Raw genomic sequence first — 26,821 nt, 5'->3', positions numbered from 1 at the left:
CGTCATCAGCGATGACGTCAGTCGTGTCAGACACGGCCATCTCCTCTCGGATCAGGCCAGACCCTCACACACCGTTTTCCTTACAGTCTCCGCAAGAGCAGCGTCAATCAGGGCAGGGGACGTTCCCGGGTTAATCCGCCTGATTGCATCACGCAGCCGAGCCCAAAGGAAGACCTCCTCGTAGGAATCACGCTCCGCTCCCGATTCGCCTGGTGCGATGTCTGGGCCGTGCAGCGTTCCGTAGCCCAGTTCCCCGAAGTACTCCAGCGCTGCCAGCTCCACAGTGTTCTCGTTGAAGGCACTCACAGGGCGGTCTCCAGCGCTGACTCATCCACCCAGCGCGCTAACACGCTCAGCGCGGCCAAGTACTCCAAAGCCTGCTGTTCCGGCATCTCTTGGCCGGCCTCATGGGCAAGCGGGTTACGGATACCAGCGAACACTCCTTCGGCAAACGTCCGAGCACCCCGCTGAACGGACTTGAAAGTGCTGCTGCCGTCGTTCTTCATACGGTGGAGGCGAGGCTTACCCGCCGCGGGGTCCTGCTCACTGAAAGCCTCATTGAACAACTTCGTTTCGCTCACATCACGACGACCAAGCTTGTTCTGGGTCTCGGCGTTCAGCTTTCGAATCGCACCTTCCACAGCCTCGCGATAGTGTCTCGACTCCCACAGCGATGATGCACCACCCCAGACCCAAGGATGTAGCTTGGCTGCCGACAGCTCCGGGGCATCATCCCCAAGATTCTGCTCAATCTCTACCTTTCGTTCCAGCAGAGCTTTAGCCCGCAAGCAAAGCGGACGAACTTGTTTCCACTCACCCGTGGCGCTGCCCATCAAAGCCAAGTTCGAGAGCAGGTCAGTCGGGAGCACTCGGCGAACGATCATCACAACAATTTGCAGCTGCTGAGTGATCTCTTCGGAAGAGGCCACCGTCTCAAGGAAGACGATTCCAGACTCATTTACAGACTTCTCGACCGTCATTTCAATAAAGCGGTCAAGTTGCTGAATAGCCCACACAGCATTAAACCTGGTCATAGCAAAACATCTCCAACCGGCACGCTGGTACGACCCGAGAGTAACTCAGGGAGGAGAGCATCGCGCAGCCGCATGAGGGACTTCATCTCATCTCGGGCCTGGGTCACCTTACGGAACATCGGGACCGCGAAAGCATTGAATGCAGCCAGTCCAGCAGGGTCGGGCTTCCGAATACAGTACTCACCAAACCCACTCGCCTGAAATCGCCGACGACCAGATGACCCGGTCATTCTTCTTATCGCCCACTCACGGACCACCTCATGCCTCGTCAGCGCGTAGAGCCAAGGCGTAGAAAATTCTCCTCGCGGACTGAGCACAACGTATTCAGTTGACCCCCAGCCAACTTCCCCCTCACCGAGCATGTCCACAATTGCAGTCTTGCCATTCTCAAGACAAGGGGTAATGCGAGCCATGAGCACATCACCATTGATAAACTTCTGCCCACTTCCGAACGCTCGCTCCTCCCATTCCAGGACAACCGGCGAGAATTCAGGCAGCGAAGACATACCGAGGTAGGTCGCTTGCTCACCCCGAGCGAGCTTGCGGCGTGGATTGATTCCTACAAGTTCAGCAATAGCAATGCCATCACCGACTTGTTCAACGTCGAAATCACGGTCAAACCGTGCTCGCACTACCTCGTCGATAAGTTTTATAGTCCGCCGATTCGACTCGATCTTGTCATCGAGCGCCCCGAGCGTCGCGGCGATGACCTTCTGGGTCTCGAGCGGCGGAATCAAGACCGGCATCGCATAAAAGGCCTCCTTGCTCGTCGAGGGTATTGCACTACCCGAATCCATCGAGTTGATATCGTGAGTGAGTAGCTCATAGTACGCCCACCGAAGATCAAAGGGCTCGGTCGACTTAAGCCAAAAAGCGGTGTCAATCACAGCAAAAGGGGACTTCGTGAAATGGATACCTCGATACGCACCCTTACGTCCAACGATCACTCCAGGTCCTAGACTATGAGGCACGGAGGTTGCGTACCCGATAGGACCATTAGTCCCGAACACCTGGGTGACGCCACGACCCTCCCGGTAGTCACGGAGAGCCTTCCCGTACTCGAGTACAGCAATGTCCCCCCACTTCGCCTTTCTCCAGCCGTTCACGACGAAAGCCTCCCCAGCCGCCGCCGAATCTCATCCTCCAGTTCATGCCCGCGCTTGAACTCTGCGAACAACTCGTTGGTGAGTCGTTCGATCTTCTCGTCGATCGGTTCGTCGTGGACTTCTGCCTCTGCGGTGCCGACGTAGCGGCCCGGGGTGAGCACGAAGTCGTGCTTGGCGATCTCCTCGATCGAGGCAGCCTTGGCGAATCCGGGGGCATCCTCATATCCGCCATCGTGGTTGCGCCAGGAGTGGTAAGTGTCGGCGATTCTCGCGATGTCCTCGTCGGTCAGCACGCGCAGGCGGCGGCTCTCCATCCTGCCGAGCGTGCGGGCGTCGATGAACAGCACCTCGCCGCGCCGCTCCCGGTGCCCATTGCCGTGGCGGGCCTTGGACACGAACCACAGCGAGACCGGAATACCGGTGTTGAAGAAGAGCTTGTCGGGCATCGCGACGATACAGTCCACGAGGTCGGTCTCGACGAGTTTTCGGCGAATCTCGCCCTCACCCCCGCTTTTGGAAGACAGCGATCCGTTCGCGAGCACGAAACCCGCCGTCCCTCTGGGGCTCAGGTGGTGTACGAAGTGCTGCACCCACGCGAAGTTGGCGTTCCCCTGTGGCGGGGTGCCGTATTTCCAGCGCGGATCATCCGCGAGCTTGGCATCCCACCAGTCGGAGACGTTGAAGGGTGGGTTGGCGATAACGAAGTCGGCGCGCAGGTCCGGGTGCAGGTCATCGGTGAAGGAGTCCGCCGAGCGCGGCCCCATGTCAGCCTCGATGCCTCGCAGCGCCAAGTTCATCTTCGCGAGCTTCCACGTCGTGTCTGTGAACTCCTGCCCGTACACGGAGATGTCAGTGCGCCTACCACCATGCGCCTTTACGAACTCTGCTGACTGCACGAACATACCGCCGGAGCCAGCAGCAGGGTAATAAACTCGGCCCTTGTACGGCTCGAGCATCTCGACCAATGTCTTTACCACCGAACGTGGCGTGTAGAACGCCCCGGCTTCCTTGCCGGTCTCCTTGCCTGCGAACTGTCCGAGGAAGTACTCATACACCCGGCCGAGCACGTCATCGGCACCGTGGTCGTCTGTCTCCGTGAAGCCGATGGAGCCGATCAGGTCGACGAGCTCACCAAGCCGTCGCTTGTCGAGGCCGTCCCGCCCATAGTTGCGCGGAAGCACACCACGCAGCGACGGGTTCTCCCTCTCGATGATGTCCATGGCTTGGTCGATCTGCTGTCCGATCTCCGGCTGCTTCGCCACCGACCGGATGTAGCGCCAACGCGCCAACTCCGGCACCCAGAACACATTGTGGCTGGTGTACTCGTCGCGGTCTTCGAGGAAGTCTGGCAAACGCTCAGGCTTGATGCCCTCGGCGGCCAACTCAGCCTCCAGCGCAACGCGGCGCTCTTCGAAGCGGTCGGAGACATACTTCAGGAACACCAAGCCCAACACGACGTGCTTGTACTCACTCGGCTCCTGGTTGCCACGCAGCTTGTCGGCAGCCTCCCAGAGGGTCTGCGCGAGTGTCTTGGCCTGTCTCGGCTTCGCAGCACGTGCCATGTTGTACATCTCCTCTGCGCCGCAGAGCGCGATCTTGAGTTGTGCTCTCCGGTCGTGTCCTACGCTAGCGAGAACCTCTGACACTGCTAAATTGCCGCGCCGCATGCGATGTCAAGAGTATTCTCGTCAGACCGGCTCAAGCGAGCGTCACGATCCACTCCGGTTAGATCACGACCAGCCCCTTTCGTGGAGAATCGCGCCCCACACCCGCTTCGGCCACGTAGAGTTCTCCGTAAATTTGTGGATACGGCCCGCTGACACGGTTTGCCCCTCAGCGTCAGCGTCTGGGGGTGAGTGACGTTGTGCTCAAACGCTATCGGGCGTTCGTAGCCCGGCGCGGCGGTTGTAGACAACTTCAATCCAGTTCAATCCAGTTCAATCCAGTTCAATCCAGCGGGTAACTTCCCAGCGTGCTTCAGCCCCGGTGGGCCAGGAGCAATGGTGGTAGAACTCGTGTTTGAGGGTCGGCCAGAAAGATTCGGCCATCGCGTTATCGAGACACACCCCACTAGAGCCCGCATCGCCCGGTCCAACGCCCCCGGGCGTGGCCGGGACCCCGGTATACCAGATAAATGGCGGCGGTCATCGAGGTCTGACGTCCGCGCCAACATAAGCAAGTCGCCCATAGCTTGGCACGCCGTGAGGATTAGCTGACGTATGGGCTTAGGTTCGCGTCGAGTACCCAGAACCGCCGGAACGGATCAGCGCTGCGACAACCAATTAAAACCTGCGTCCTACGTCCAACTGACTTCGGCAACCCTGCTAGAGATCAGCCAGCTCACGAACGCCACCGGGACATGCGCCGATAACGCGATGAGCGAGTCGTCCTTCGCTTCCTCGAAGGCCACGCTCTGCTGTGGCGCAGCAGACCCACGCACGCCGCCAAAGCCCATCCCGAGGAAACCCGCTGAAGCGAGGCGGCCTGCCCCATCCCGCCATGCCCCGCGACCCCGCCAGTCGTTCTGCCCCTCCTCCGGTTCGCCCGTCTTGCGCGCACCTCGCCTGCCCCGCGAGGTGAGTGAGCCGGTCAGGCGGGGCCGAGTCGGAGACGGTCGTCGGCGGCGTGGGCGAGACCATCGTCGAGGAGGCTGGCGACGCAGCGCTCAAGTTGGGCGCGATCAGGCCACGCGATGTCAGGCAAGGCCACGCCCGCCTCGGCCCGGCGCAGGGCCCCCATGATGCGACCACGGCACTGGCGATCGGTGCCCACCCAGGCCTGCCCGCGACGTTCAGGCCCTTGCCAGGCGGGAGCTCCGGCCGCCAGCCAGACACAGTGCGCCCGCACCGGGCAGTCCCCGCACTGGGGCGACCTCGCTGTGCACACCACGGCCCCGAGTTCCATCACCGCCTCCGACCATGCCGCAGCCCGGTCGTCGTCATTTGGCAACCATTCCTCGGCTCGCGCGCGTTCGGCAGCGGTCTCGCTGCGTGCCGGAAACTCCTCGCCAACCGCTAGGCGTGCGAGAACTCGCCGGATGTTGGTGTCGAGCACCACGCTGCGACGGCGGAATGCGAAGGCCATAACCGCCGCTGCCGTGTAGCGACCGACCCCGGGCAGCTCCAGCAGCCGGGCCTCGTCGTCGGGGACCTCGTTGCCCTGCGCGGCCAGAGCCGTCGCGGCCGACGCGAGCCGAAGTGCGCGGCGCGGGTAGCCGAGGCTCCCCCAGGCCCGCAACACCTCGGCGGGCTCCACGGCGGCCAGGTCGGCAGGGGTAGGCCAGCGCGTCATCCAGGCCCGCCACGACGGCTCGGCTCGCGCCACCGGGGTCTGCTGGCTCATCACCTCGCTGACGAGCACACCCCACGGGCTGGTTCCCGGTTCCCGCCAGGCGAGCGGGCGGGCGTGGTCGCGAAACCACGCGACGACCTCGCCCCGAATCCGCTGCCTGTCCACCAGGCCACAGTAGTGCGCCTCCGCATCAGCGCCGCCAAGGCGAGGTCGACGAGTTTGAGGGCTGCCCGCGCCTGACTCGTCGATGTAGGCAGCCACCTGACTTCGCTCGCACCGCGCCCCGGTGCGCACCTCGTCGAGACGACCGCGAAACGTGTTCGGGCCCACCCCATTGATACGCTGAACCCCACCCAGGACCCTCGGGAGGAAGCGATGAGCAGGACAGCTGGCGAGTTCAGGGCCGTTACGTACTCGGGCAGCGGCCCCTACTGTTACTCGAACGCCCTGGCCATGACTCTTGGCCACCCAGTCGACGCACCGTTGATTGAGGCAATCACCGGGTCGGCCTACGGGTATCAAAGAATCGGGGAGTTTCCCCTGTTCGACCCACCCGGGTGGGACCCGGATAAGGGTATCGATCAGGCGCTGGGAATCATGGGCGTGGAAAGCCAGCGACGCACCTTTACAGACGAGAAGGAGGCGTTGGCGACGTTGCGCCGGCTGGCCAACCAGGGGCCCGTGTTCGTCGGGCCGCTGGATATGGGTTTGCTGCGGCATCAGGGACGCTCCGATCGCCCAACCGGGGCGGACCATTTCGTTGCGGTTTTGGATGTGAACGACGAGCGAGTCGTCATGCACGACCCCCAGGGGCACCCCTACGCGGCCTTGCCGGTGAGGGACTTCATGAAGGCCTGGGGATCGGATTCCATCGGCTATGCTGAGGGGAGATTCCCACTTCGCACCGGCTTCACAAAACCGGTTGGAACTGCGGCGCAGTGGGCGGCCGGTTCCCTTCCCCAAGCACTGAACTGGGCCCAGGGAGCCGAAGCGATCCCGGGCTTTCCCTCGGGAAACGAAGACGGGCTGCGCGAGCTTTCTGAAGAGGCCACCACCCGCGGCCTTTCGTTCGTCACGACCGCCGTGCTGCTCGACTTCTCTCTGCGGCTTGGCGCCAGGCGGCGCAGCGACACCGCAGATCTGCTCCGCGACTACCCCGAGCTAGCCAGCCTCCTGGCCCGCCAGGCGGCAGTCATCGGCGGCGCACAGATCAGCGTCATCGACTCGGATTGGGTTTCCCTTGCCCGGCGCCTCGACGACGCCAGCGCGCTGCATTCGGAGATCGTGGAAGAGTTGCGAAAGCTGGCCTGAGAGCTGGCGGCACCCTGCGATACTCCAACCGCAGAAGAACGAACAGCCCCGGTCGCGATCGCTGCGCCGGGCGGCCCGTCGTCGGTAGACCGCAACCCGGAAGACTGCGCAAGCGGACCCTGTCCTAACCTTCGAGATGCCTATAGGCTTCGCGCTGCGGAACGGTTCAGTCATAGGATTGGGTTGCGACGTTTCCTCGCGTCCGAGCAAACCCGACTGGAACAACCAAGGCGGAACCGTGGAGCACCTGCCCATGGCCTCGTGGAATCTGGCCAAAGCCAGCATCGACGGGCCTACCCTTGATAGCTTGATAGGAAGAACACCCTGCCACATGCTTGACACGGGACGGATGCAACTCGGAGCCATGCGGAACAGCTCTTCCGTGAGGCATCGCCAGCCCTGATGTCACGACAGTCTGAGAGACCACAATGACCCGGAAAAACAACGAAGCAGCGAAAGCCCTCACTCGGCTCTTGATTGACGGGGAGGGCGAGGTCGTCGAGTTCCGAGAGACTGCCACGCAGTTTTCAGTGGACAAGATCGGCGAGTACGTCTCCGCACTCAGCAACGAGGCGAATCTGCGGGGCAAACCCTACGGGTGGCTAGTGTTCGGCGTGTCCGACACCGGACGCGTGGCGGGCACGGATCACCCGCTTTCGGTGGAGCAACGACAAGACCTCGCCCATCAACTGCTTCAATCAATCGATCAGAAGTTGGCGATCCGCGACATCCACGAGATCCCTTACTTTGGCAAACGCGTGCTGCTCCTGGAGATTCCGGCCGCGCCGAGAGGGCTCCCGGTCTCCTGGCGAGGCAATTACCGGGCGCGCGCCGGACAGGATCTGGTGCCGCTTCCATCGGACAAGCTTGACGAGATCCGAGGCCAGGCGATCAACGACGACTGGTCTGCTGCCACAGTTCCCGACGCAACGATCGCCGATCTCGATCCGGCGGCGCTCGCCTGCGCGAGGCAGGGGTTCGCTGAGCGCCACGCTTCGCGCATTCCATCGGCTGAGATCGATGCGTGGGATGACGCTACCTTCCTGTCCAAGGCGGGACTCACCCGGGATGGTCTGCTCACCCGAGCCGCTCTTCTGCTGCTCGGCACCAGTTCCTCATCCCGGCTGCTCGCCCCGCACCCGGCGCAGCTGACCTGGAGGCTGGTTGGTGAGCAGCCGGCGGAAGAGCACTTCTCTCCGCCGTTCCTGCTCACCGCAGCCGCGCTGGTGAGCCGCATCGGCAACGGCCAACTCCTGCTCATGCCCCCCGACGGGCCGCCGCACCTGGAGATAAGCAAATACGTGGAGTCCAACCTGCTCGGAGCGCTCCACAACTGCATCGCGCACCAGGACTATTCCAAGAACTCTCGGGTCATCGTCACCGAACAAGCCGACCAGGTCACGTTCGAGAACGCCGGAGGGTTTTACGACGGCGTACCCTCCGATTACATGCTTTACGGGCGCACGCCCAGGCGATATCGCAATCCCTTCCTGGTCGAAGCCATGCTTGAACTGAACGTCGTCGACCGGATGGGCCACGCTATCCACCGGACAGTGCAAGACCAAATCAGCCGCTTCCTGCCGCTTCCCGACTACGATCTGAGCGCCCCCGACACGGTGAGGTTGACGATTCCTGGGACCGTCCTCGACGAGGCCTACTCCCATCTGCTCATGCAGAAACCTCGTCTCACGCTCGAAGACCTTCAAGCTCTGGACCGACTGCAGAGGCGGCTGACCATTGAGGAAAGGATGGTGCACCGCTTGCGCCGACGCGGGTTCGTCGAGGGACGCAGGCCGTATTACCACGTAAAGCCAAGGACCGCCGCCCCAGCCCCCGGGCTAGCCAGCTACGCGCGTAATCGTTCCGCCAAGGAAATACGCTATGCGATGCTACTCATCGATTTCATCCGGGAGCGCGGGCATGTGGATCGCCGCGAGGCGGAGAAGCTGATGTTCCCCCTTTTCAACGAAGCCTTCACCGACGAGCAGAAGTCGAACAAGACAGCGAGGCTGCTCACGATGTTGCGCAAGCACGGCGCCATCGTCAATCACGGAACCCGGCAAAAGCCGCTGTGGAAACTTTCTGAAGCGGTTGGCGAGGCCGCACACCCAGGGGCTGCGGAACAAGGAGACGATCGTGGCGGGGCGGCTCCACAACGGCCAGACCCGGCCTGAGCGCCGCGCTGCGCCCCGGGGCGCGACGGATGCTCCCGCGCAAAGCGCCCCCGCGACCCCGCCTGCGGCGACGAGGGTTCCGCGCCTTCGGGTTTCATGGCGGTCGCTAATCGGTGCGCGCCAGCCTCACCCAGCGGAGACACCCAGTTCCGTTTCGGCTTGCATTCGAGCGCGCTCGAAGTCGTAGCCTGCCTGACATGGATGCCGAGAGACTTGCCCATGCGCTGCGGCTCGCCGTTGATCCGCCGGGCGGCGTCAGCGTCGAAGCTCTTCAAGACCTCGTGCACGACGACCGCTCCACCAGTTGGGATATCACCACGACGGCGGCCCACCTTCGCGTTAGTCCGCACTCCCTGCGCTACTACGAACGCATCGGCCTGCTCACCGTGGCTCGTGACCGTGCAGGGCATCGCCGATACGACGCGGCGTCCGTGCGACGTCTGGTCTTCATCACGCGCATGCGGGCCTCGGGCATGTCGATTGCGGAACTGAAACGCTACATCGAGCTGGTTGATTCCGGGCCGGAGACCGTGTCGGAACGAGTTGACCTTCTGTTGAGCCACCGTGACGCGTTGCGCCGCCAGATCGCCCAGCTCCAACTCTCTTTGGCCGCCACCGAGTACAAGATCGCCGCCTACGTAGAAGGACCTCTGCCATGACCGCCGCCCAGCACGACATCAATACCCCAGAGAACATCTCCCGCAGACTCCACGGCCTAGACGTCCTCTCTCGCATCGATGGCCAGCAGGGCGAGGCTGTCATCGAAGCGCTGGCGGATATCAGCCCTGCGCTCGGTCATCACGTCGCCGCGTTTGCGTTCGGCGACGTCTACGGCCGTCCGGGCCTGGATCCCCGCAGCAGGCAGCTGGTGACCCTCGGCATTCTGACGGCGTTGGGCGGGTGCGAGCCGCAGCTCAAGGTGCACATCGGCGCGGCGCTCAACGTGGGCATAACCCTTGAGGAGATCACCGAGGCCATGCTCCACGCTGTCGTGTACTGCGGGTTCCCTAGGGCACTGAACGCTACTTTCGTGCTCCGGGAGGTGCTCCAGGCCCGGGCACGGAAACGAACCTCCTAGCCGGAGCGGGCGGTTCGCTGCTCGGCCCGCCACACCGGCGTAGGCACGCCGGGTCTCCGCGCCCGTCGGAAGCCATGGCCCGTTCGACGAGGTGGTCGCCGGATCGACGCCCCTCGCGTCGCGCGAGGGACGGCGGAGAACCGCCGCGTCCCGGCCGGTGACGCCAAGAGGATTCGCGCCGTCGTGAACCGCGACGACCGATGAGCATTCCCGCTTCAGGGGGTCCTCGGCTCGCGTCCGATCTCCTGCCACAGGGGACGGATATACCTCGCGTAGCGCAGCGCTGCGTCGGGGCCGAGGATCCGGGACCACGCGAAGAGGGGTTGGACGGCCGCCAGCTGCACGGCAACCGCTAGGGCCTCGCGAAGCTCAGCGGGTTCTCCCCAGCTTCACAGATAGGCGTCAGTCTTCGCCGCCCGTCGGGACCCCGAATACCCGGTCGAGCCAATCAAACATGACGAGGTGCGCGAGCCTCAGGTTGTTGACTTGGCAGTGCGCGTCCCCCTCCTCCCGGCAGAATCGACGCACGGTGACGTCATGCCCCGCTGCCCGCATCGCCGAGGCGAGGGCGGTCGTCTGCCTCTTGAGCTCGGCCGCTTCGCCGTCGCCGAGCAGGAACAGCGCGGGGCAGTCGATCGACCCGGGCGCGACGACGGGTGCCTCGGCCCGCACGCGACGGGCCACCTCCGCGAGGCTCGACGAACCGAACTGCCAAGCGTATTTCTTCTGTACGACGTTCCGGAGGTCGCTGACTTTCCCGATGATCCCTGCCGCAAAGTCGATCAGCCAACCGGGTGTACGCAACGCAGCGCCCATCTCCCGTTCGAATACCAGCCCTACGTCAGTGATTGGGGTGCTCGCAATCCACGCGTTGATTCGCGGGTCGACGGCGACCGCCTGCGCGGTGAGGTAGCCACCCCCGCTGAGTCCCTGGACCGCGATCTGGCTGCTGTCGAATCGCGAATTGGCCGCCAGCCAGTCCAGGCAGGCACTGATCGGCTCGGCCGCGTCGGCGCGAAAGGTCAGCCCCGAGGCGGGTGTGTTGCCCTGGCCCGGCAGATCCACGAGGAGGACGTTGTATCCGCGCTGCCAGCCCGGGTATCCGCCAAAGTAGAAGAGGTCTTCCCTAAACGTGTCCCCTCCCCCGATCACCAGCAGCGTCGGCCGCGACCGCTCGGTCGATTCCAGGTAGTATCCGGGCAACGAGTGTCCCTCGAATGGCACGCTCACTGCACGAACGGGGATGGACCAGCGGGTGGCGCCGCGCTCAAACTCGCGTTCCATCGCGGCGACGGTCGAGTTCCAGGTCGACGACGCCGGGTCCGCGAAGTGTAGCGACGCTCGCCGCGCGTACGTCGCGCCGAAGGCGCAGTGCCCAGCGGCTTCCGGATTCCCCTCGCGGTCGAAGGTGTCGGCAAGCTGGCTCAGGTGGTCGCCCTGGCGCTGGAATGCCGCCCGCCAGCTCCGGGGGTCGCCGTCTCTGATGGTGGACGCGGTGGCGAGCACTTCGCCCGGGCCCATTCCGATGATCTGGCCGATGCCGAGCACCCAGCTGAGGGCGAAGTCCATGTCCTCGTTCTTGAACTTGATGCGCGATGATTGCCGTTTGAGCAAAGCGTCCTGCCTACTCATGTCCGCCTCCCCGCGTCAAAGGTTTCGCTACAATAGTAGCACTACTATCGCAGCGACAGGAGGAGGAAACGCCGATGCCCCGCCAAACCAATCGTCGCGAAGTGCTTGCCGATGCCGTGATCCGAGTCCTAGCCCGCGACGGCGCGCACGGCCTCACCCATCGGGCTGTCGACGCAGAGGCGCAGGTGCCCGTCGGTACTACCTCTCGGTACTTCCGGACGCGCTCCGCGCTGCTCGAAGTCGCCGCGGAGACGGTTCGCAATCGCCACACGGCCTACGTGCAGCGAATCGCCGAACCGGTTGGCCGGAATCGTGCCGGCCTGATCGACGCGCTCGCGGCGCTCATCGCCGACTCGGAGACCACAAACCGTGACCTGTACGTCGCCCGCTTCGAACTCATCCTGGCGTCCCTGCGCAGCGACCGGCTCCGCGCGATCATGGGCGAGGTTCGCTCCGCCAGCCTGGAGGCCGCCGGTCGATTCATCCGGGCCGCCGGAATCGAACTGCCCAAGGAAAGCATCGACCTCCTCGGCTCCCTCCTGGTCGGCATCTCCCTCGACCGCATCACGCTGGAGAGGCCACACGTCGCCGACGAGGCGATCGCGGAGCAGCTCGTACAGGCCCTCATTCCGACGACGGGTCGGCCAGCGGAGTCGGCGGGTTGACGGACTCGCCCGCACGCCGTCGGGATGCCGACTCGCCGACCGTTTCCGCAGCGGTCCCCCCGGCCGCCCGCACCCGCTTCGCAGCCCTCAGAGGGTGCACAACATGACGCCGCCGCTCTCCCGCCCGGGCACGTCGGCGAACCCCTCGCTGAGGTAGAGCCGTTTGGCATAGTTGCCCTCCTCGACGGAAAGGCTCACCCGGGCGATCCCGCGCGCCCTGGCCTCGTCGAGCAGGCTGCGCAGCAGTGCCCGCCCCACCCCTCTACCCCGGTTGGGCTCGGCCACCCACAGGCTGAGCTCCGGAGTCGCTTCGTCGATAAACCCGTAGCCGGCATCGGTTTCCGGGAGAAACACCGCCCAGGCGACCCCCACCGCGTCGCCGTCTTCCGCCACGACGCCGAAGTCGCCCCTTTCGGGCACGATCCGGGTGTAGTGGGCGCAGTCGGGCAGGCTCAGGACCTCGTCGAGGCTCATCCGCTCCCCGCACCAGTTCATGTTGCCAAGGGTCGCCAGCTCCAGCAGGCCGGTCTCGTCGGGGCGAAGCGGACGGTATTCCATTCCCGGATCCTACTACCTCAAGCACCCCGGGCCTCGCCGGCCGGGTGCTGCGGGCCGGAGCAGCAGCGGACCTCTGCGATTACGCTCGACGCACCCCCAGCGCAGTGCTGGTCAAGCAGATGGCCGCGAGCCCCAGCATGCTGGCGAACGCACACTTTGCCCCCAGCTCAGAGGCAGCACCAAACTGAAGCGGGATTCCGAGCAGGGCAACACCGAGCGCCCCACCGATGTTGCGTGCCCCCTGGATGATGCCGGCTGCTTTGGATGCGTGCGCTTTGGTGGCGGCTCGCTCGACGAGGGCGAGTTGGGCAGGCAGACCCATCCCGACCCCAGCGGAGGCGATCGCGCTGCCGCTGGTGGCAGCCGTCGCGAAGGGAGTGCAAGCGAGCAGCAGGCCAGCCACGACGACGAGCCAGGAGACGCTGGCGACGTCGCGCCGCTCAGACAGCACACCGCCGATGACGGAACCGGCGGCGACGCCGATCAGTGTGGGCGTAGCCAGCACCGCGGTGTGGGCCAGATCGAGGTGGAACCGGTGTTGGAGCAGCAACGGCAGATATGTGGATACCCCGAAAGCGATAGCGGCCAGCAGCATGGTCTGGGCGACCGCGTGCTGTATCGTGGGCGATTTCAGGAGCCTCGTCGGCTGAGCCGCGGCTGGCTGCTGGGCGATCCGGGGAAGAGCGAACCAGCCAAGCAGGGCCGGGAGGGCGGCCACGGCAGCCACTATCTTGAGGGAATCTCTCCAGCCGAGATAGGCGCCCAGCCAGCCGCCGAGTGGCCCTCCCGCAAGGATGACGCTGGCTTGAACGCCCCCCATCAGGCCAACGAGCCGCCCGTACCGGTCGGGGTAGACAGCGGTGATAGCAGCGAATCCGGCGGGAACGACCGCGGCGGCCCCGGCCCCCTGTATCGCACGAGCCCCGAGGAGCCAGGTGATGGAACCGGATAGGGAGACCGCCCAGGTTCCCAGCGCCCAAGTGGTCATGCCTGCCACGTGGATGATGCGGGGGCCGAGCCGGTCGGAGAAGATTGCCCAAGGCGGGATGAAGAGGGTTGCTGTGGCTAAGTAGACGCCGGCGATCCAGCCATACCAGGACACGGCGTCGAGCTCGGTAGCCGCAGTGGGCAGGCTGACGGTGAGGAAGGTCTGCATCAGGCTGGACGCGACGGTGGAAAGCAGCACCGTGAGGACGCACAGCCCTTTGCGGGCGCTTCCCCAGCCGTCTGCCCCCGCTTTCATGACGTGGGCTGATCAATCAGGGTGGCGGTCCCGTTGCCCCCATCCACGAGAAGAGTTACGCCGTCGGGCAGGCTAGTGGCGTTTCCGGTGCCGAGCACCGCCGGGATGCCGTATTCGCGGGCGACGATCGCGGCGTGGGACAACGGCCCTCCCGAGTCTGCAACCACCGCCGCGGCCAGCGCGAACAGCGGCGTCCACGTCGGATCGGTATAAGGACAGACCAGAACATCGCCGACTTGGAGCCGATGGAACTCTTCGGGGGAACGAATCACGCGCGCGATGCCGGTGGCGCGCCCCGCGCTGGCCGGCAACCCACGCAATGTGCTGGCGTCGTCGACGGGGCGGCCGCGATCCCACCAAATCGCTTCGGCGGTGCCGCGCTTCAGCCGGCGCCGCAGCACGACCGGCCGGAGCTGCCGCCGGCTGCCTTGGAGAGCTTGCTCAACCTCAGGGAAGTACAGGAAACGAATGTCGCTGGGATCGTCCAACTGACGTCGGCTGACCATGCGACGAGCGGCCTCGTCCATGGCGGCACGGGCGGCGCAGAAAAACTCTTCGATCAGGTACACCGTCGCCTCGCGTCCCACGTGGCGGGCACGGAACCGGGCGGCATTGGTGCGCCATAGGCCGCGCAGGAACCGGGGCAGTCGCCGCTCCGTAACACCCACGGGGTCGACGGCGTGGTCCTGTTCCAGCGGTACCCCCTTAAGCGTGACCGCCAAGAGGGCATAAAGGGCTTCGGGATCTTCACGCCAGGAACGGTTCGAAAACGGCAAATATAGTCGCGCGGTACGGGCACCATGTGCGGCGAGGAAACCTGCCACCCGGGTTTGGAATCCCCGGCCAGCAGGCTCAGCCGCGAGCGCCCGTCTGACAGCGCCTTGCGGAGCCGAGACGATCGTCTCGGCGACACCGTCGTCGCGGGCCGCCTCGGCAAGGGCGATGATTGCTGCCGTGATGTCGGCGGTTTTGTAAGGCACACCGGCGAAAAGATCCTCAGGCGTGGTCGGCTGCCTGGAGCGCGACACCTTGATGAGCAGAAATGCCAAGAAGCGGTTGACAATCATCGGGGCGTTGTACTTGACGAACCTGTCCGAGGTGATGGCCGCGACCTGCCCGACGGCGTCACGAACGACGTCCAGGACCGCCTCGTCCTGTGCAGAACCCAGTTCACGGACTCTGACCTTCAGCTGATCAAGGTTCCGGCACCACGACATCTCTTCTTCGGGCCAGGCCAAAGGGTCGTGGCGCATCCCTGCGAAGAATAGGCGGGGAAGGCGCGTGAGAACAGTTGGGGTAAGACGCGGCGCGGCGCTGATGATGCGGATGATCCCGTCGTCGTCCCCCACGAGTAGTTTCGCGGCAGGGGCTGCGCGGAACCCCGCCGCGGTCATCAAGTCCTGGATCGCTCCCTGGACCTGATGCACGGCGTGCAGGTCCAACGGGAAGGGAGCAGGAAAGTGCTCAATCAGATCGTCGCGCAGCACGCGCTCAACGCGGTTTTTGACCGGGGAATGGCCCTCCACCGTCGTGGCTTTGGTGGTGATCGGACGCGCCTGGAGCAAATACAGCCTCTCGTCAGCGAAAGCCCACTCGATATCTTGACCAGCGCCGTAGTGGGTTTCGATTCGTTCACCGAGATCCGCGAGCCGCAGCAACTCGGCTTCGGTAAGGCTTTGCCTGGATTGGTCGGCCTTCGACACCTCGGTGGTCTTCGTCCCACCTTCAGGTTTCTGGTCTATCCGAGTCCGCTTTGAGCCAATTTCCCTGGCCACTACCGCTACGGGATCGCGTGAAAGCGTGAACATGTCTGGGGTGACCAGCGCCGCGACCACGGACTCCCCCAAACCATAGGAGGAGCTGACCAACAGCGACCCGCCATCGCCGGTGACGGGATCACGAGTAAATAACACCCCGGAAACATCAGCCGCCACCATCTCCTGTACCACCACGGCCAGCGCGAGGCCTTCGTCGGGCACGCCTCGCTGACGGCGGTACGCCACGGCTCGGTCGGTCCATAGCGAGGCCCAGCATCTCCGTACCGCATCCAGTACCGCCTCAACACCGACCACGCCCAGGTAGGTATCCTGCTGGCCCGCAAAACTCGCCTCCGCCAGATCCTCTGCTGTTGCGGAGGACCGCACAGCCACCGGCGGCTCGCCCAGCCGGGCGTAGGCTCTGCTGATCGCCGAGCGTACCGAATCGGGAAACGGGAGTTCCAGGATTCGCGCCCGGGCTGTGGCGGCATCGCCCCGCGCGGCTTCGGCCGCTAGGAGGCGACCAATTCCTTCAGTCGCCTCGCGATAGGCCTCGGTGCTCACACAGAAACCGGGCGGCACCGGCAGGCCTGCCCGAACGCACTCACCGAGGTTTGCGCCTTTGCCACCTACCAGTTCACCGTCACAGGCAGCCACATCGTCGAGCCATAGGATCATCGAACTCACCTCGCCAATCCTCTACGGTCGTAGAGCTCTTTCAGGATACTCTATGCTCGTAGAGACGGAGGTGGCCGTATCCGAAAGGAAGGTGGGCATGACCGAACGCCGCGCAGAGATCGCCGAAGCCGGGATCAGGATCCTGGCCGCACGCGGAGTGCGTGCGTTCACCCACCTGGGGATTGACCGCGAACTCGGCCTGCCCGACGGGTCGACCTCCTATTACGCCCGCAGCCGAAACGACCTGATCAACCTGGTGGTGGAACACCTTGCCGCGCGCAGCAGCGACGAGCTCACGGCACAAACCATCCCCGCGGAACTGACACCACCGATCGTGGCGTCGCTGGTGGTGGCAGGTCTCGACACGGCCATGCAGCGGGCCGACGACCACAGCGCGCGACTCGTGCTCCTGCTGGAATGTCGCAACAACGCAGAAATCCGAAAGGAACTCGTCACCCGGCCACAGGTAAGGAGCTCGTTCATCGCAATGGCCACCACCATGCTGCGGCGGTTGGGCATCCCCCATCCCGCAGAGCACGCCCACGACTTTGCGTCGCTGGTCGACGGGATGCTGATGCAGCGCATCCTTCGCGCCGCCCCCAGCAACGAGGCCGCAATCGTCACCGCATATCTCGACGGCCTCCTCGCCCGACGCGCCTGAACCCGGCTCCGGCTCCACCTCCCCAACGCGCGAGAGCCGAAACCCCGCCCAGCTACTCCGGCACCGAGACCAGGCAGAAGGGATGACCGGCTGGGTCGGCGTAGATGCGCCACGCCTTCGGCCCGGGATCCAGCACCTCGGTCAGCGCAGTCGCCCCAGCCGCCTCAGCCCTCGCACAGGCCAGCGCCAAGTCATCCACCAGCAGATCGAAGTGCAGCTGTTGGCTTCCGCCGCCGCCGGGCCAGGTGGGTGGCTCGTAGTCGGCCACCCGGTGGAAGGACAGCCTGCCGACCGGCGCCCACTCCAGGGTCCGCCACTCGTCGTCGCCTGTCGCCGGCGGGAGATCCAGCATCTGCTGCCAGAAGCGCGCCAGCTCGTGCGGATCGCCGCATTCGAGGATCAGCTGGACGAGGCTCCCAATCGCAGGCATACCCTCGATCCTAGCCGCCGCGGCGCGGCCCGCACTCGCCGGGAGAACGAGGCCGCCAACCGTCACTGCTGAAGCAGGCCGAGCAGTTCGTAAACCTGATCCGCCTCGACGCTCGCGCCGTACTCGGAGATCTCGTAGGCCTCCGCCGCAGAGGGGGTGCGCCCGTAACGCTCTCGCAGATGCGTCGCGTACTTTTCCGCGATTCGGTTGGCCTTCGACCGTTCACGCTGCCGCAGAAACTGGGTGCGAGCGGGTTCCTCAGCCGGCACATCGGCGGCGAACCCGTTGATGTGCGGCAGCCATTCGCGGACCTGGCTCTCGTGAGCCAGAATGGCGTCAATTTTTCTCTCCACTACCGGGTCGATATCGACCACGATGTCGGGGCGGAAGGGCCTCGGCTCGGTGAACGGGTCGTAGACGTGGAGGATGATCGGACGCTTTCCCGACACCGGAACGTCGGGAACGATGCCCGGCACCATGAGCAGATACCCCGCATCCTGCACCGCGGTCGCGATCGCCCGATGGTCGGGGTGGTAGTCGGAAGGGCGCGGGCACACGACGACGTCGGGCTCGAACGTTCTGATGGTGGAGATCACGGCCTCCCGCAACGCGCGATCGGCGAACAGCCACCCATCCGTGAATCCGAGGTTTGTCACGCTCGCCCGGACCACGGCGGCTCCCGCCTCAGCTTCCAGGCGACGACGCTCCACCAGCTCAGCTCCGGCCATCTGATGGTGCCCGCTAGAGCCATCGGTGGCGGAAACGAATCCGACGGTTCCACCCGCTTGGGTGACGAGGGCCGCCAAGCCGGAGCATTCGAACTCGCAGTCGTCGGGATGCGCCCCGAACATCAACACTCGCACACTTCTCACCGGTGAGTTCCTGCCTTTCTCGTTCCCGAGCATCATTCGTGGGGTGGCTCGGCCTGGCACAGCAGAGCCGCGCCGAAGAGCGAACCGTCCGCGACACGCCGGGAGACGGCCAGCTCAGGGGGGTAGGGGAAGCCTGCCACCATGTGGGCCCGGACGATGGGGGCCCAGCGGTCGAACGAGCGGGCCAAACCGCCACCGAACACGATGCGCGCCGGGTCCACCAGCGTGCACAGGTTCCCAAGCATCGTGGCCAGCAGCGCCGCCGCCTCACCGACGATGGCGCAGGCCAGCGGGTCGCGCGACGCGAATAATTCGTGTGCGCTGATGGCCTTGCCGAGCAGCCTCGACGCCCGCTTGGCCAGCGCGGGCCCGCCGAGGAGTTCTTCCAGGGGCGCGGGAGGCGTGCCCTCGTTCCTGACGGGGCTTGCCAAAGCGCCCGGACGCATGTAGCCGATCTCGCCCGCCGCCCGATGGGCTCCGACGACGATGCGGCCCCCGACGATCAGCGCGGCCGCCACGCCGGTCCCCAAGTTCACGTAAAGCCCCGGTTCGACGTCTCTCAGCCGCCCCGCGACCGCCTCACCGTATGCCGCGGCCCGCACGTCGTTCTCGAAGCGTGTTGGGAGGTCGCCGAGTTCTTCCCGCAACAGCCGCGCCAGGGCTGCGTCCTCCCAGGCTGGCGTGTTCGGGGACAGGTTGACCTCGTCGTGGTCCGCGAGCAGCCCGGGGCGCACCACGATGCACCGATCGAAGTGAGGGCCCCACCGCGCCGCGCGTCTGATGTGCCGCCTGAGTTCGCTTAGCGCAGCGTCGCGCGCTGTCATCGGCGCCGGCGTTGGGACCCGGAATGTTTCGCTGATCCGGCCACCGTCTTCCACCTTGGCGAACGCGGTTTTGGTGCCCCCGATGTCGATTGCCAAGGCGGGCGGCACCATCCGTGCTCGCTCCTGCGATGCCCCGCCCCGGGCGCCCGCCGGCGGGTGGGGCTCCTGCTGCTCGAGATCCATCGGAGTTGCTGTTCGATCAGGAGTTTCGCTCCGGGAGGCCCGGCACGGCCCTCCGGCACCCGGCAGCCGCAGCGTCGTAGAAGGCCCGGGCTGCGGCGAGGTTGCGCCAGGCGTCGCGGACGGTGCCGAGCGAGTTCTGTTCGCCCCGGATGCGGTCGATCAGGGGTTGGATCATGTCGGAGTCGTCGTCCAGCGGGGCGAGACGCTCCCAGCTGGGCCCTCCCTCTCCGCTGCTGAGTATCCGGATGCCCGGGTCTGTGGTGTCCATGGCCAGTGAGCCCAGGGTCCCGTTGATGGTGGTGGTGATCCGCCAGGCCCCGTCGGCCCCGGTCCAGGTGTCCTCCAACGTGGCGACGGACCCGTCGGAGAAGGTGAAGATGGCGTGCCCGTAGTCCTCGACGGGCAGCTCCGGGTAGCGCAGGTTGGCCACTGAGCCGAGCACTTCGATGGGCTCCGCCCCCAGCAGCCAGCGCAGTCGATCGATCTGGTAGATCGCGTGGTCTATCCAGCCACCGCCGGGTGCCTTGTCGGCTTCGACCCACCAGCCGGGCGATTCGGTGCCTTCCCAGGCCCTCGGCAGCACCCCGCACAGCGTGAAGTTGGCCGAGACCACCTGGCCCAGGCGGCCGGAGCGCACCAGTTCGAAGAGCCGCTGGTTCTGTTCAGTCATGCGCGAACGTGATTCTGCGGGGACGAACTGCACGCCGGCCTGTTCGACGGCGTGGACGATAGCGCTCGCCTCATCCAGGGTCCGCGCCAGCGGTTTGATGGAGACGATGTGTTTGCCCGCCGCGGCGGCCGCGATGCAGAGCTCCGGATTCCTGTCGACGCTGAAGAAACAGCCCACCGCGTCGATCTCGGCCGAGCCCAGGGCGTCTTCGACGGAGAGGGAGAAGGGCACCCCCAACTCGTCGGCGATGGTCTGCCCGCGCACTGGGTCGCGGTCGACGATGAGGCGCAGCGCGGCTTCGGGGTGCTGGTTCAGCCCCCGAGCCAGCGGCAGGGCGGAGTACCAGTGATCCAGCCCGACGATTGCGAAGTTGATGGTAGTCACGAGATTCACCTCAGGTAGTCGCCCCGTCCATGGGGCTTTTCTAAGGAGTATTCATTAATAGGCAAACTTTTGTCAAGAGGTGCCCTGCTGCAACCCCAACTCGAACGCGGAGTCACGAGCGACCCTAAGACCCAGGTCGATGGCCCCACGCAGTGTGGCGTCCGCATGGAGATCCGCGATGGCTAGGTCGACATGGAACGGGCTGCGCCGCGCCACGGCGTCGCCTATCTCGGCGACATAATCCTGAAGGCAGGTGCCGATGCCGCCGCCCAGGATGATGCACTCGGGGTCGAGCACGGCATTGATGGCGATCACGGCTGCCGAGATGCCCTCGATGAAGCGATCCATCACCCGTCTGGCCTTCGGATCTCCGGCAGCCGCCGATCGCAGCACGGCCTCCGGGGCGGGGTCCTCCAGCCCCACCTCCCGAGCCGACGAAGTGAGCGCTCGCGCCGAGACGATGTCCTCCAGCACTCGCACGCCACCGTCAGCCCCTGTCGTGGTCAGCAGATAGGCCAACTCGCCCGCAGCCCCATGAAAACCCCGGTGGAGCCTACCGTTGATGACGGTCGCTAGGCCTGCTCCGGTGCCGATGTGGAAGTAGGCAAAGGACTCGTAGCGGCTGGCCCGGCCGTGAATCGACTCGGCGAGAGCGGCCAGGTTTACATCATTCTCGATCTGCACCTGCATGCCCAGCTCCTCGACGAGCAGGCTGACGAGCCTGGGCCGATGCCAACCAGGCAGCTGGTCAGCGTAGTCCACCACCCCACGCTTCGGCGCGAACACCCCCGGCGAACCGATGACCGCATGCATTCGCCCCGGCTCCACCTGCGACTTAGCTTTGGCCTGGGACACCTCCGCAGAGATTAGCTCCACCAGGGAGGTCGCGCTTCTGGCCACGTTGCGCACGTCGTGACGGTAAAGCTCGCCGCCTGCAATGTCCACCACCGCCACTCGCACCCACACCCGACCGATGTCTATGGCGATCACCGACGCCGCCGCCGCATTCGCCTGGTAGAGCTTGGCCGGCCGCCCCAACTCACGCGCATCATTGCCCACCGGGACAACAAGTCGCGCCTCCACAAGCTCGTTCAGCGCAGCGATGACGGTGGGCTGGGAAAGACCCGACGCGCGCGCCAACTCCGGGCGCGTCGTTGGCCCCTGCCGCAGGAGCGAGTCGAACAGCACGCGCTGATTCATCTCGCGGATGAGCTTCGGGCCCTTGCCCGTCGGCTGGCCATCGGTCGTCGGCATGTCAATCCTCCCCGGGGTGTTGCCAACTCAAACGTCTTAGTTAATACTATTAATAATCTTGTGCAACGAAGCAAGGAGTGCCATGACCCAGCAAACGCCGCTAAGGTTCGGGATTCTCGGAGCCGGCATGATCGCGGGCGACGAGGACGGCTACCTGCCCAACCTCGGCCCCATTCGAGACAAAGTCGAGGTGGTCGCCGTGGCCGACGTCGTACCCCAGCACGCGCAACAAACCGCGCAGAAGTTCGGCATCGACACCGTCTACACTTCGCTAGCCCAGATGCTGCGCGACGACCGCGTCGAAGCAGTAGCAAACCTCACCCCCATTTCAGTGCACGCCGAGACCTCGCTGGAAATCCTGCGCAGTGGACGGCACCTGCTGAGCGAGAAGCCGTTAGCCACCACTGTGGCAGAAGCGAACGAACTCATTGAAGAGGCCACGCGACGAGACCTCGTCTTCGTGTGCGCTCCCCCAGACACACTCTACGCCCAATACCGCGAGGCCCGCCGCCTCATCGTCGAAGGCCGAATCGGGAAGGTGTGCTTCGCGCGCGTGCGCAGCTCCCACGGCGGCCCCGGGGGCGGGCCCGACGGCTGGCCATTTGACCCCACCTGGTTCTACCAGCCTGGCGGCGGCCCCCTGTTCGACATGGGTGTCTACGGCATCCAGGAAATCACCACGCTGTTGGGGCCGGCCCGGCGGGTCTCGGCGTTCGCCGGTATCACCGAGCCCGTGCGCACGGTGCGCGGCACTGGGCCTTTTGGAGGACTTGAGGTGCCCGTAACCACCCCGGACAACTTCCTTCTCATGCTCGACTTCGGCGAATCGACCTTCGCCGTGGTGGACGCGACGTTCAACGTACTGGCTTCGAAGGCTCCCAAAGTAGAGATTTTCGGCAGGCGCGGCGCGATGGCAATCTACCATCGCGATTCCGACCCGCTCGAAGTCTTCGTCCAAGATCTGACCCCCGGTGTCGACGGCTGGCTGGATCCGGGCGAACTGACGCAAGCCGACAACGTGCGAGAAAAGCAGCTGCACCGCGCGATGTTGATGGAACATTTGGTCGATTGCGTCCGCAGTGGCGAGCGCCCCGTCGCCGATGCCCACAAGGCCCGACACGCATTGGAGATCATGACCGCTGCCATCGAGTCTGCCCGCTGCGGGCAGGTCGTCGAGCTGAGCACTTCTTTCTAGCCCGACCATGTCTAAGCCAACCCGAGCAGACGACGCAGCACAGCTCAGCCCAGAGCTGGCGCGGGAATCCGGCGGGCCACCACGGCCCAGCCTCGGCCACCGCATCCGGCACAACTACGCCCTGGGCCGCATCCTGAAGAGCCTGATCACGATCTGGGCGGTGGCCACCCTGTCTTTCGTGTTGGTGCGTTGGATGCCCGGGGACCCGCTCCAAGCCTACGTGCAGCGGCTCATGAGTCAGCAGGGCCTGAGCCGCGAGGAGGCGCTGGCCCGCGCCTCGTCGCTGTTGTCCTACGATCCGAACGCCCCACTGCTGGAGCAGTACCTCGACTACCTCACCGGCCTGCTCAGGGGCAACTTGGGCCAGTCCATCGTCGCTCCCGGCACCTCGGTGACCGACTACATCCTGGCTTACCTGCCTTGGACGCTGTTCAGCGTCGGGCTCGGGCTGCTGCTGTCCTTCCTGATCGGGGTTGCGTTCGGCGTACTGATCGCTTACAAGCGCGGCAGTTGGCTCGACCACCTCGTCACCAACATCTCCTCAGCACTGAACGCCGTGCCCAACTATATGTGGGCCATGCTGGTGATCGTGGTATTCGGCGTCCAGTTGCGCTGGTTCAACGTGAGCGCTCTGCGTGGGACGGTCACCCCGGGAGTCCACCCTGGGTTCACGGCAGAGTTCATCGTCGATGCCTTGGCGCACGCGGCCCTGCCGATCGCCGTCTACACCCTCACCTCCGTCGGGGGATGGATCCTGCAGATGAAATCATCCACCACCCAGGTTCTGGAGGACGACTACGTGGTGAGCGCCAGGGCCCGCGGGCTCCCCAGCTCCCGCATCCACGTGAGCTACGTCGGCCGAAACGCCATCCTGCCGTTGTTCACCCAGTTCGCGGTTCAACTGGGCTTCGTCGTCGGCGGATCGACCCTGGTGGAGCAGATCTTCAAGTATGACGGCGTCGGCTACTACTTCTACGACGCGATCGAGGCCCGGGACTACCCCGTCGTTCAGGGATTCATCCTGATCATCACGGTTTCGGTGGTGTTAGCCAACCTGCTAGCTGATCTGCTTCTCTCCCGGATTGACCCCCGGATTCGCGTGGCGGGAGCCCATTGATGAGCCAGACATTCTTTCCGAGCGACGACCCAGCGGCCCGAGCAGGCGTCCCCCAAACAGGCAGGCACGGCGGCAGGTTGCGCACCGCGCTGCGTTCCAGCATCACCGGAACCGTCGGTGGGCTGGTGTTCCTGCTCATGTGCTTGGCGGCGCTGATCCTTCCCTGGTTCGTCGAGGTCCCGCCCGCCGACTCGAACCTCGTTTATACCCCGCCATCCGCCGAGTATCCGCTCGGTACGGACGCCGACGGGCGCGACGTCTTCACCATGATCCTGCTCGGCGGCAGAGACGTCATCATCGTCAGCGTCCTCTCCGCCACGGTGTCCACGGGTATCGCCGTTGTGCTGGGAGCTCTGGCTGCTTACCTGCGCGGCTGGGTGGATTCCTTGGTGATCCAGCTGACCGACTTCATGCTGACGATTCCCCAGTTCGCGTTGCTGGTAGTGCTGGCAGCCTACGTGCGAATGGACAGTCCGGTGATGCTGGCCCTCCTGCTCGGGGCCCTCGGCTGGCCGGGCCTGCTTCGCGCGGTTCGCGCCCAGGTGCTCTCCCTGAAGGAGCGGGAGTACGTAGAGGCCGCGCGCATCGTCGGGCTCTCGACCCCGGTGATTATCGGACGGGAAATCCTGCCGAACATGGCCAGCTACCTCATGATCCATTTCATCTTCGCGATGACGGGCGCCACGTATTCGATGGTCGGACTCTATCTGCTTGGGCTAGCGCCGATGACGGGAATCAACTGGGGAATCATGATCAACAACGCCTGGGCCAAGGGGGCTTTGTTCTTCACCAACGCCGCGTGGTCAATCATGGCTCCGCTGCTGGTGGTGAGCGTGCTCCAACTCTCCGCAATCTGGTTCGCCCGTACCCTGGAGCAGCTCCTGAATCCACGGCTGGCAGGACAACAACAATGAACACTTCGACGACTCGCGACCGGCCGCTGCTGGAGGTCTCCGGGGTGGAGATCACCTACACCGCCAACCGGAGCCCGGTGACGGCGGTGGAGGGTGTGAACTTCACATTGCACCCTCAGGAGACCTTGGTTCTAGCCGGGGAAAGCGGCTGCGGCAAGACCACCCTGGCACTGGCGATCCTGGGGCTACTGCCCAAGGGGGGCCGGGTGGCCGCAGGCAGCATCTCGTTCGAGACGAAGAACGGGCAGCAGGTGGAGTTGACCACTCTGTCCGGGGAGGCGGAGCGTGTCCTACGGTGGACAGAAATGTCGGTGGTGTTCCAGGGCGCAATGAATTCGCTGAATCCACTGCTCACCGTTCGCCAGCATTTTGTCGAGACTGCCCACGCTCACGCAGGTAGCCCAAAGGGCGCCGAGCTAGAACGATGGATGACCGAGTTGCTGGAGATGGTGATGCTGGAGCCCAAACGCGTCCTCGCCTCGTATCCCCATCAGCTCTCCGGCGGTATGCGGCAGCGGGTGCTGATCGCCCTCGGCCTACTGCTGTGCCCCCGGCTGGTGGTACTCGACGAGCCAACCACCGCGTTGGACGTCCTGACCCAGAAAGCCATCATCGGCATCCTGCGCTCGCTGCAGGAGCGCATCGGTTTCGCGATGATCTTCATCACGCACGACCTGGCACTGGCTGCGGAAATCGCCGACCGGGTGGCGGTGATGTACGGCGGCCACATTGTGGAGCTAGGCACCGCGCGGGAGGTGTTCACCCAGCCTGAGCATCCTTACACCCGCGCGCTGCTGGAGACAATCCCCCGCTGGGATGGAGAACCCGGTCGACTCCGGACCATCCGGGAGTCGCTGGCGGGCTATGGAATCGCGACTCAGGAGGGCTCGACCCAGCACATCACACCGGTGACGCGCTCAGCGGTGTGGCTGAGCGGCTCCCACTACGTCGCCTATCTCCCGAAGGAGTGTTCGGAGGAGCGTGACGATGGCTGAACAGCTGATGGAGATCCGCAACATCACACAGCGGTTCCGGACCGCCTCTCGCACAGTGACGGCGGTGTCGGATGTCACTGTGCAAGTCGATGCCGGGAGCGTGACCTGCCTGGTAGGCGAATCTGGCTCAGGCAAAACCACCCTGGCTCGGATCGCTGCCGGGCTTGATCGGCCCACCGCAGGCAGCATCCACTATCGCGGGCGAGACATCGCTTCGCTGCGGGGGGCAGACTTCTCCGGTTTCCGGCGAGAAGTGCAGTACGTGCATCAGGATCCCTACGCGTCGCTGAATCCCACCCGCACCGTCCTCAGCACGGTGCGGTCCGCGCTGGGCGCCCGACGAAACAGAACACGCCAGCGCGCGGCGGAGTTGCTCGAACGCGTCGAGCTGACCCCAACCGACTCGTTCCTGAACCGCTACCCCCATCAGCTCTCAGGCGGTCAGCGCCAGCGGGTGGCATTGGCCAGGGCGCTCGCCACCGATCCCGCTCTGATCATCGCGGACGAGACCACGTCGATGCTTGACGCCTCCATTAGGGGCAGCATGATAAACCTGCTGTCCGAACTGCGCGACGAGTTGGGCGTCGGTTTCCTGTTCATCACCCACGACTTCACTTTGGCACGGCATTTCGCCTGGGAGGGGCGTACTGCGGTGCTCTATCTCGGTCACTTGGTGGAGTACGGCCCCACACCCGAAGTCATGGATTCCCCCAGCCACGCGTACACTCGGGCGCTCATCGATGCGCTGCCCATGATCAGGTTCGACGACGGCCCGGCTGGGGGTACGTCGTGACC

At 64.9% G+C, this 26,821-nt stretch carries 26 protein-coding genes; 11 read left to right on the top strand and 15 right to left on the bottom strand.

Features of this window, described 5'->3' with window-relative positions:
• Window positions 1-51: 51 nt before the first annotated feature.
• The 6 genes from EII42_RS09730 to EII42_RS13520 form a co-directional block, all read right to left on the bottom strand.
• On the bottom strand, window positions 52-306 hold the full coding sequence (locus tag EII42_RS09730) for a type I restriction endonuclease (RefSeq protein WP_199729850.1): 255 nt from the start codon (window positions 304-306) through the stop codon (window positions 52-54).
• On the bottom strand, window positions 303-1,034 hold the full coding sequence (locus EII42_RS09725; protein ID WP_125171934.1) for a TIGR02391 family protein: 732 nt from the start codon (window positions 1,032-1,034) through the stop codon (window positions 303-305). Before EII42_RS09725 ends, EII42_RS09730 begins: the two co-directional genes overlap by 4 nt.
• Window positions 1,031-1,921, bottom strand: coding sequence for a restriction endonuclease subunit S (locus EII42_RS09720; protein WP_125171933.1), 891 nt, complete (start codon window positions 1,919-1,921; stop codon window positions 1,031-1,033). The genes EII42_RS09725 and EII42_RS09720 overlap by 4 nt, the downstream gene beginning before the upstream one ends.
• A gap of 215 nt (window positions 1,922-2,136) precedes the next feature.
• Window positions 2,137-3,702, bottom strand: a complete 1,566-nt coding sequence (locus EII42_RS09715; protein ID WP_125171932.1) for a class I SAM-dependent DNA methyltransferase — start codon at window positions 3,700-3,702, stop codon at window positions 2,137-2,139.
• Between the two features lie 375 nt (window positions 3,703-4,077).
• Window positions 4,078-4,206 carry a hypothetical protein gene (locus tag EII42_RS13870; RefSeq protein WP_370318116.1) on the bottom strand — a complete coding sequence of 43 codons (129 nt, stop codon included), beginning with the start codon at window positions 4,204-4,206 and terminating at the stop codon, window positions 4,078-4,080.
• Window positions 4,207-4,729: 523 nt separating this feature from the next.
• Entirely contained in the window at window positions 4,730-5,761 is a 1,032-nt protein-coding gene (locus tag EII42_RS13520) for an A/G-specific adenine glycosylase (RefSeq protein WP_370318115.1), read from the bottom strand.
• 45 nt (window positions 5,762-5,806) lie between these two features.
• Between EII42_RS13520 and EII42_RS13515 the strand changes: the two genes are divergently transcribed.
• The 4 genes from EII42_RS13515 to EII42_RS09685 all read left to right on the top strand — a co-directional run bounded on the left by EII42_RS13515 (window position 5,807) and on the right by EII42_RS09685 (window position 9,994).
• On the top strand, window positions 5,807-6,742 hold the full coding sequence (locus tag EII42_RS13515) for a hypothetical protein (protein WP_233558344.1): 936 nt from the start codon (window positions 5,807-5,809) through the stop codon (window positions 6,740-6,742).
• 428 nt (window positions 6,743-7,170) lie between these two features.
• Window positions 7,171-8,916, top strand: coding sequence for an RNA-binding domain-containing protein (locus EII42_RS09695; protein ID WP_125171928.1), 1,746 nt, complete (start codon window positions 7,171-7,173; stop codon window positions 8,914-8,916).
• A gap of 197 nt (window positions 8,917-9,113) precedes the next feature.
• Window positions 9,114-9,575, top strand: coding sequence for a MerR family transcriptional regulator (locus EII42_RS09690; protein ID WP_125171927.1), 462 nt, complete (start codon window positions 9,114-9,116; stop codon window positions 9,573-9,575).
• Window positions 9,572-9,994: a carboxymuconolactone decarboxylase family protein gene (locus EII42_RS09685; protein ID WP_125171926.1), complete on the top strand. Its 423-nt coding sequence runs from the start codon at window positions 9,572-9,574 to the stop codon at window positions 9,992-9,994. Before EII42_RS09690 ends, EII42_RS09685 begins: the two co-directional genes overlap by 4 nt.
• Window positions 9,995-10,396: 402 nt before the next feature.
• Here the strand turns inward: EII42_RS09685 and EII42_RS09680 are convergent, their stop codons facing one another.
• A complete protein-coding gene (locus EII42_RS09680) occupies window positions 10,397-11,626 on the bottom strand; it encodes a S9 family peptidase (protein ID WP_125171925.1) in 1,230 nt (409 codons plus the stop codon).
• A gap of 74 nt (window positions 11,627-11,700) precedes the next feature.
• Here EII42_RS09680 and EII42_RS09675 point away from each other — a divergent pair, with 74 nt between their 5' ends.
• A complete protein-coding gene (locus EII42_RS09675) occupies window positions 11,701-12,291 on the top strand; it encodes a TetR/AcrR family transcriptional regulator (protein WP_125171924.1) in 591 nt (196 codons plus the stop codon).
• An 87-nt stretch (window positions 12,292-12,378) separates the two neighbouring features.
• Here the strand turns inward: EII42_RS09675 and EII42_RS09670 are convergent, their stop codons facing one another.
• From EII42_RS09670 to EII42_RS09660, 3 genes are all read right to left on the bottom strand, one after another.
• Complete coding sequence (locus tag EII42_RS09670) at window positions 12,379-12,849, bottom strand: GNAT family N-acetyltransferase (RefSeq protein ID WP_125171923.1); 471 nt, start codon at window positions 12,847-12,849, stop codon at window positions 12,379-12,381.
• Window positions 12,850-12,928: 79 nt separating this feature from the next.
• Window positions 12,929-14,092 carry an MFS transporter gene (locus EII42_RS09665; RefSeq protein WP_125171922.1) on the bottom strand — a complete coding sequence of 388 codons (1,164 nt, stop codon included), beginning with the start codon at window positions 14,090-14,092 and terminating at the stop codon, window positions 12,929-12,931.
• Entirely contained in the window at window positions 14,089-16,527 is a 2,439-nt protein-coding gene (locus EII42_RS09660; RefSeq protein ID WP_233558345.1) for a PEP/pyruvate-binding domain-containing protein, read from the bottom strand. The genes EII42_RS09665 and EII42_RS09660 overlap by 4 nt, the downstream gene beginning before the upstream one ends.
• Before the next feature lie 52 nt (window positions 16,528-16,579).
• On the opposite strand from EII42_RS09660, the gene EII42_RS09655 reads away from it, so the two are divergent.
• The gene (locus EII42_RS09655) at window positions 16,580-17,188 is read left to right on the top strand and encodes a TetR/AcrR family transcriptional regulator (RefSeq protein WP_125171920.1); all 609 of its coding nucleotides are present in this window, start codon (window positions 16,580-16,582) and stop codon (window positions 17,186-17,188) included.
• Between the two features lie 52 nt (window positions 17,189-17,240).
• Here EII42_RS09655 and EII42_RS09650 read toward each other — a convergent pair whose 3' ends face one another.
• From EII42_RS09650 to EII42_RS09630, 5 genes are all read right to left on the bottom strand, one after another.
• A complete protein-coding gene (locus EII42_RS09650; protein WP_125171919.1) occupies window positions 17,241-17,618 on the bottom strand; it encodes a VOC family protein in 378 nt (125 codons plus the stop codon).
• 62 nt (window positions 17,619-17,680) lie between these two features.
• Window positions 17,681-18,490 (bottom strand): PIG-L deacetylase family protein, encoded by an 810-nt coding sequence (locus EII42_RS09645; RefSeq protein ID WP_158676474.1) that lies wholly within the window; start codon window positions 18,488-18,490, stop codon window positions 17,681-17,683.
• 32 nt (window positions 18,491-18,522) lie between these two features.
• Complete coding sequence (locus tag EII42_RS09640; RefSeq protein WP_125171917.1) at window positions 18,523-19,497, bottom strand: ROK family protein; 975 nt, start codon at window positions 19,495-19,497, stop codon at window positions 18,523-18,525.
• Between the two features lie 16 nt (window positions 19,498-19,513).
• Window positions 19,514-20,551, bottom strand: coding sequence for a Gfo/Idh/MocA family protein (locus EII42_RS09635; RefSeq protein WP_125171916.1), 1,038 nt, complete (start codon window positions 20,549-20,551; stop codon window positions 19,514-19,516).
• Window positions 20,552-20,623: 72 nt separating this feature from the next.
• The gene (locus EII42_RS09630) at window positions 20,624-21,805 is read right to left on the bottom strand and encodes an ROK family transcriptional regulator (protein WP_125171915.1); all 1,182 of its coding nucleotides are present in this window, start codon (window positions 21,803-21,805) and stop codon (window positions 20,624-20,626) included.
• 82 nt (window positions 21,806-21,887) lie between these two features.
• On the opposite strand from EII42_RS09630, the gene EII42_RS09625 reads away from it, so the two are divergent.
• From EII42_RS09625 to EII42_RS09605, 5 genes are read left to right on the top strand one after another with little or no spacing between them, the layout of a single operon-like run.
• A complete protein-coding gene (locus EII42_RS09625) occupies window positions 21,888-23,000 on the top strand; it encodes a Gfo/Idh/MocA family protein (RefSeq protein WP_125171914.1) in 1,113 nt (370 codons plus the stop codon).
• Between the two features lie 7 nt (window positions 23,001-23,007).
• Complete coding sequence (locus EII42_RS09620) at window positions 23,008-24,117, top strand: ABC transporter permease (RefSeq protein ID WP_125171913.1); 1,110 nt, start codon at window positions 23,008-23,010, stop codon at window positions 24,115-24,117.
• Window positions 24,117-25,031, top strand: coding sequence for an ABC transporter permease (locus EII42_RS09615; RefSeq protein WP_125171912.1), 915 nt, complete (start codon window positions 24,117-24,119; stop codon window positions 25,029-25,031). Before EII42_RS09620 ends, EII42_RS09615 begins: the two co-directional genes overlap by 1 nt.
• The gene (locus tag EII42_RS09610; protein ID WP_125171911.1) at window positions 25,028-26,026 is read left to right on the top strand and encodes an ABC transporter ATP-binding protein; all 999 of its coding nucleotides are present in this window, start codon (window positions 25,028-25,030) and stop codon (window positions 26,024-26,026) included. Before EII42_RS09615 ends, EII42_RS09610 begins: the two co-directional genes overlap by 4 nt.
• On the top strand, window positions 26,019-26,819 hold the full coding sequence (locus tag EII42_RS09605; RefSeq protein WP_125171910.1) for an ABC transporter ATP-binding protein: 801 nt from the start codon (window positions 26,019-26,021) through the stop codon (window positions 26,817-26,819). The genes EII42_RS09610 and EII42_RS09605 overlap by 8 nt, the downstream gene beginning before the upstream one ends.
• Window positions 26,820-26,821: the final 2 nt, after the last annotated feature.

The organism is Tessaracoccus sp. OH4464_COT-324 (genome assembly GCF_003932855.1).
Taxonomy (GTDB): Bacteria; Actinomycetota; Actinomycetes; order Propionibacteriales; family Propionibacteriaceae; genus Arachnia.
Note: the sequence above shows the minus strand (reverse complement) of the source record. Positions and strands in the feature narration are given on the sequence as shown.

Bases quoted from the DNA above. Each gene is read 5' to 3' on its own strand.
- EII42_RS09725 (WP_125171934.1), bottom strand. From the start codon at position 1,034: ATGACCAGGTTTAATGCTGTGTGGGCTATTCAGCAACTTGACCGCTTT.
- EII42_RS09715 (WP_125171932.1), bottom strand. From the start codon at position 3,702: ATGGCACGTGCTGCGAAGCCGAGACAGGCCAAGACACTCGCGCAGACC.
- EII42_RS13515 (WP_233558344.1), top strand. From the start codon at position 5,807: ATGAGCAGGACAGCTGGCGAGTTCAGGGCCGTTACGTACTCGGGCAGC.
- EII42_RS09695 (WP_125171928.1), top strand. From the start codon at position 7,171: ATGACCCGGAAAAACAACGAAGCAGCGAAAGCCCTCACTCGGCTCTTG.
- EII42_RS09690 (WP_125171927.1), top strand. From the start codon at position 9,114: ATGGATGCCGAGAGACTTGCCCATGCGCTGCGGCTCGCCGTTGATCCG.
- EII42_RS09685 (WP_125171926.1), top strand. From the start codon at position 9,572: ATGACCGCCGCCCAGCACGACATCAATACCCCAGAGAACATCTCCCGC.
- EII42_RS09680 (WP_125171925.1), bottom strand. From the start codon at position 11,626: ATGAGTAGGCAGGACGCTTTGCTCAAACGGCAATCATCGCGCATCAAG.
- EII42_RS09675 (WP_125171924.1), top strand. From the start codon at position 11,701: ATGCCCCGCCAAACCAATCGTCGCGAAGTGCTTGCCGATGCCGTGATC.
- EII42_RS09670 (WP_125171923.1), bottom strand. From the start codon at position 12,849: ATGGAATACCGTCCGCTTCGCCCCGACGAGACCGGCCTGCTGGAGCTG.
- EII42_RS09665 (WP_125171922.1), bottom strand. From the start codon at position 14,092: ATGAAAGCGGGGGCAGACGGCTGGGGAAGCGCCCGCAAAGGGCTGTGC.
- EII42_RS09660 (WP_233558345.1), bottom strand. From the start codon at position 16,527: ATGATCCTATGGCTCGACGATGTGGCTGCCTGTGACGGTGAACTGGTA.
- EII42_RS09655 (WP_125171920.1), top strand. From the start codon at position 16,580: ATGCTCGTAGAGACGGAGGTGGCCGTATCCGAAAGGAAGGTGGGCATG.
- EII42_RS09650 (WP_125171919.1), bottom strand. From the start codon at position 17,618: ATGCCTGCGATTGGGAGCCTCGTCCAGCTGATCCTCGAATGCGGCGAT.
- EII42_RS09640 (WP_125171917.1), bottom strand. From the start codon at position 19,497: ATGGATCTCGAGCAGCAGGAGCCCCACCCGCCGGCGGGCGCCCGGGGC.
- EII42_RS09630 (WP_125171915.1), bottom strand. From the start codon at position 21,805: ATGCCGACGACCGATGGCCAGCCGACGGGCAAGGGCCCGAAGCTCATC.
- EII42_RS09625 (WP_125171914.1), top strand. From the start codon at position 21,888: ATGACCCAGCAAACGCCGCTAAGGTTCGGGATTCTCGGAGCCGGCATG.
- EII42_RS09620 (WP_125171913.1), top strand. From the start codon at position 23,008: ATGTCTAAGCCAACCCGAGCAGACGACGCAGCACAGCTCAGCCCAGAG.
- EII42_RS09615 (WP_125171912.1), top strand. From the start codon at position 24,117: ATGAGCCAGACATTCTTTCCGAGCGACGACCCAGCGGCCCGAGCAGGC.
- EII42_RS09610 (WP_125171911.1), top strand. From the start codon at position 25,028: ATGAACACTTCGACGACTCGCGACCGGCCGCTGCTGGAGGTCTCCGGG.
- EII42_RS09605 (WP_125171910.1), top strand. From the start codon at position 26,019: ATGGCTGAACAGCTGATGGAGATCCGCAACATCACACAGCGGTTCCGG.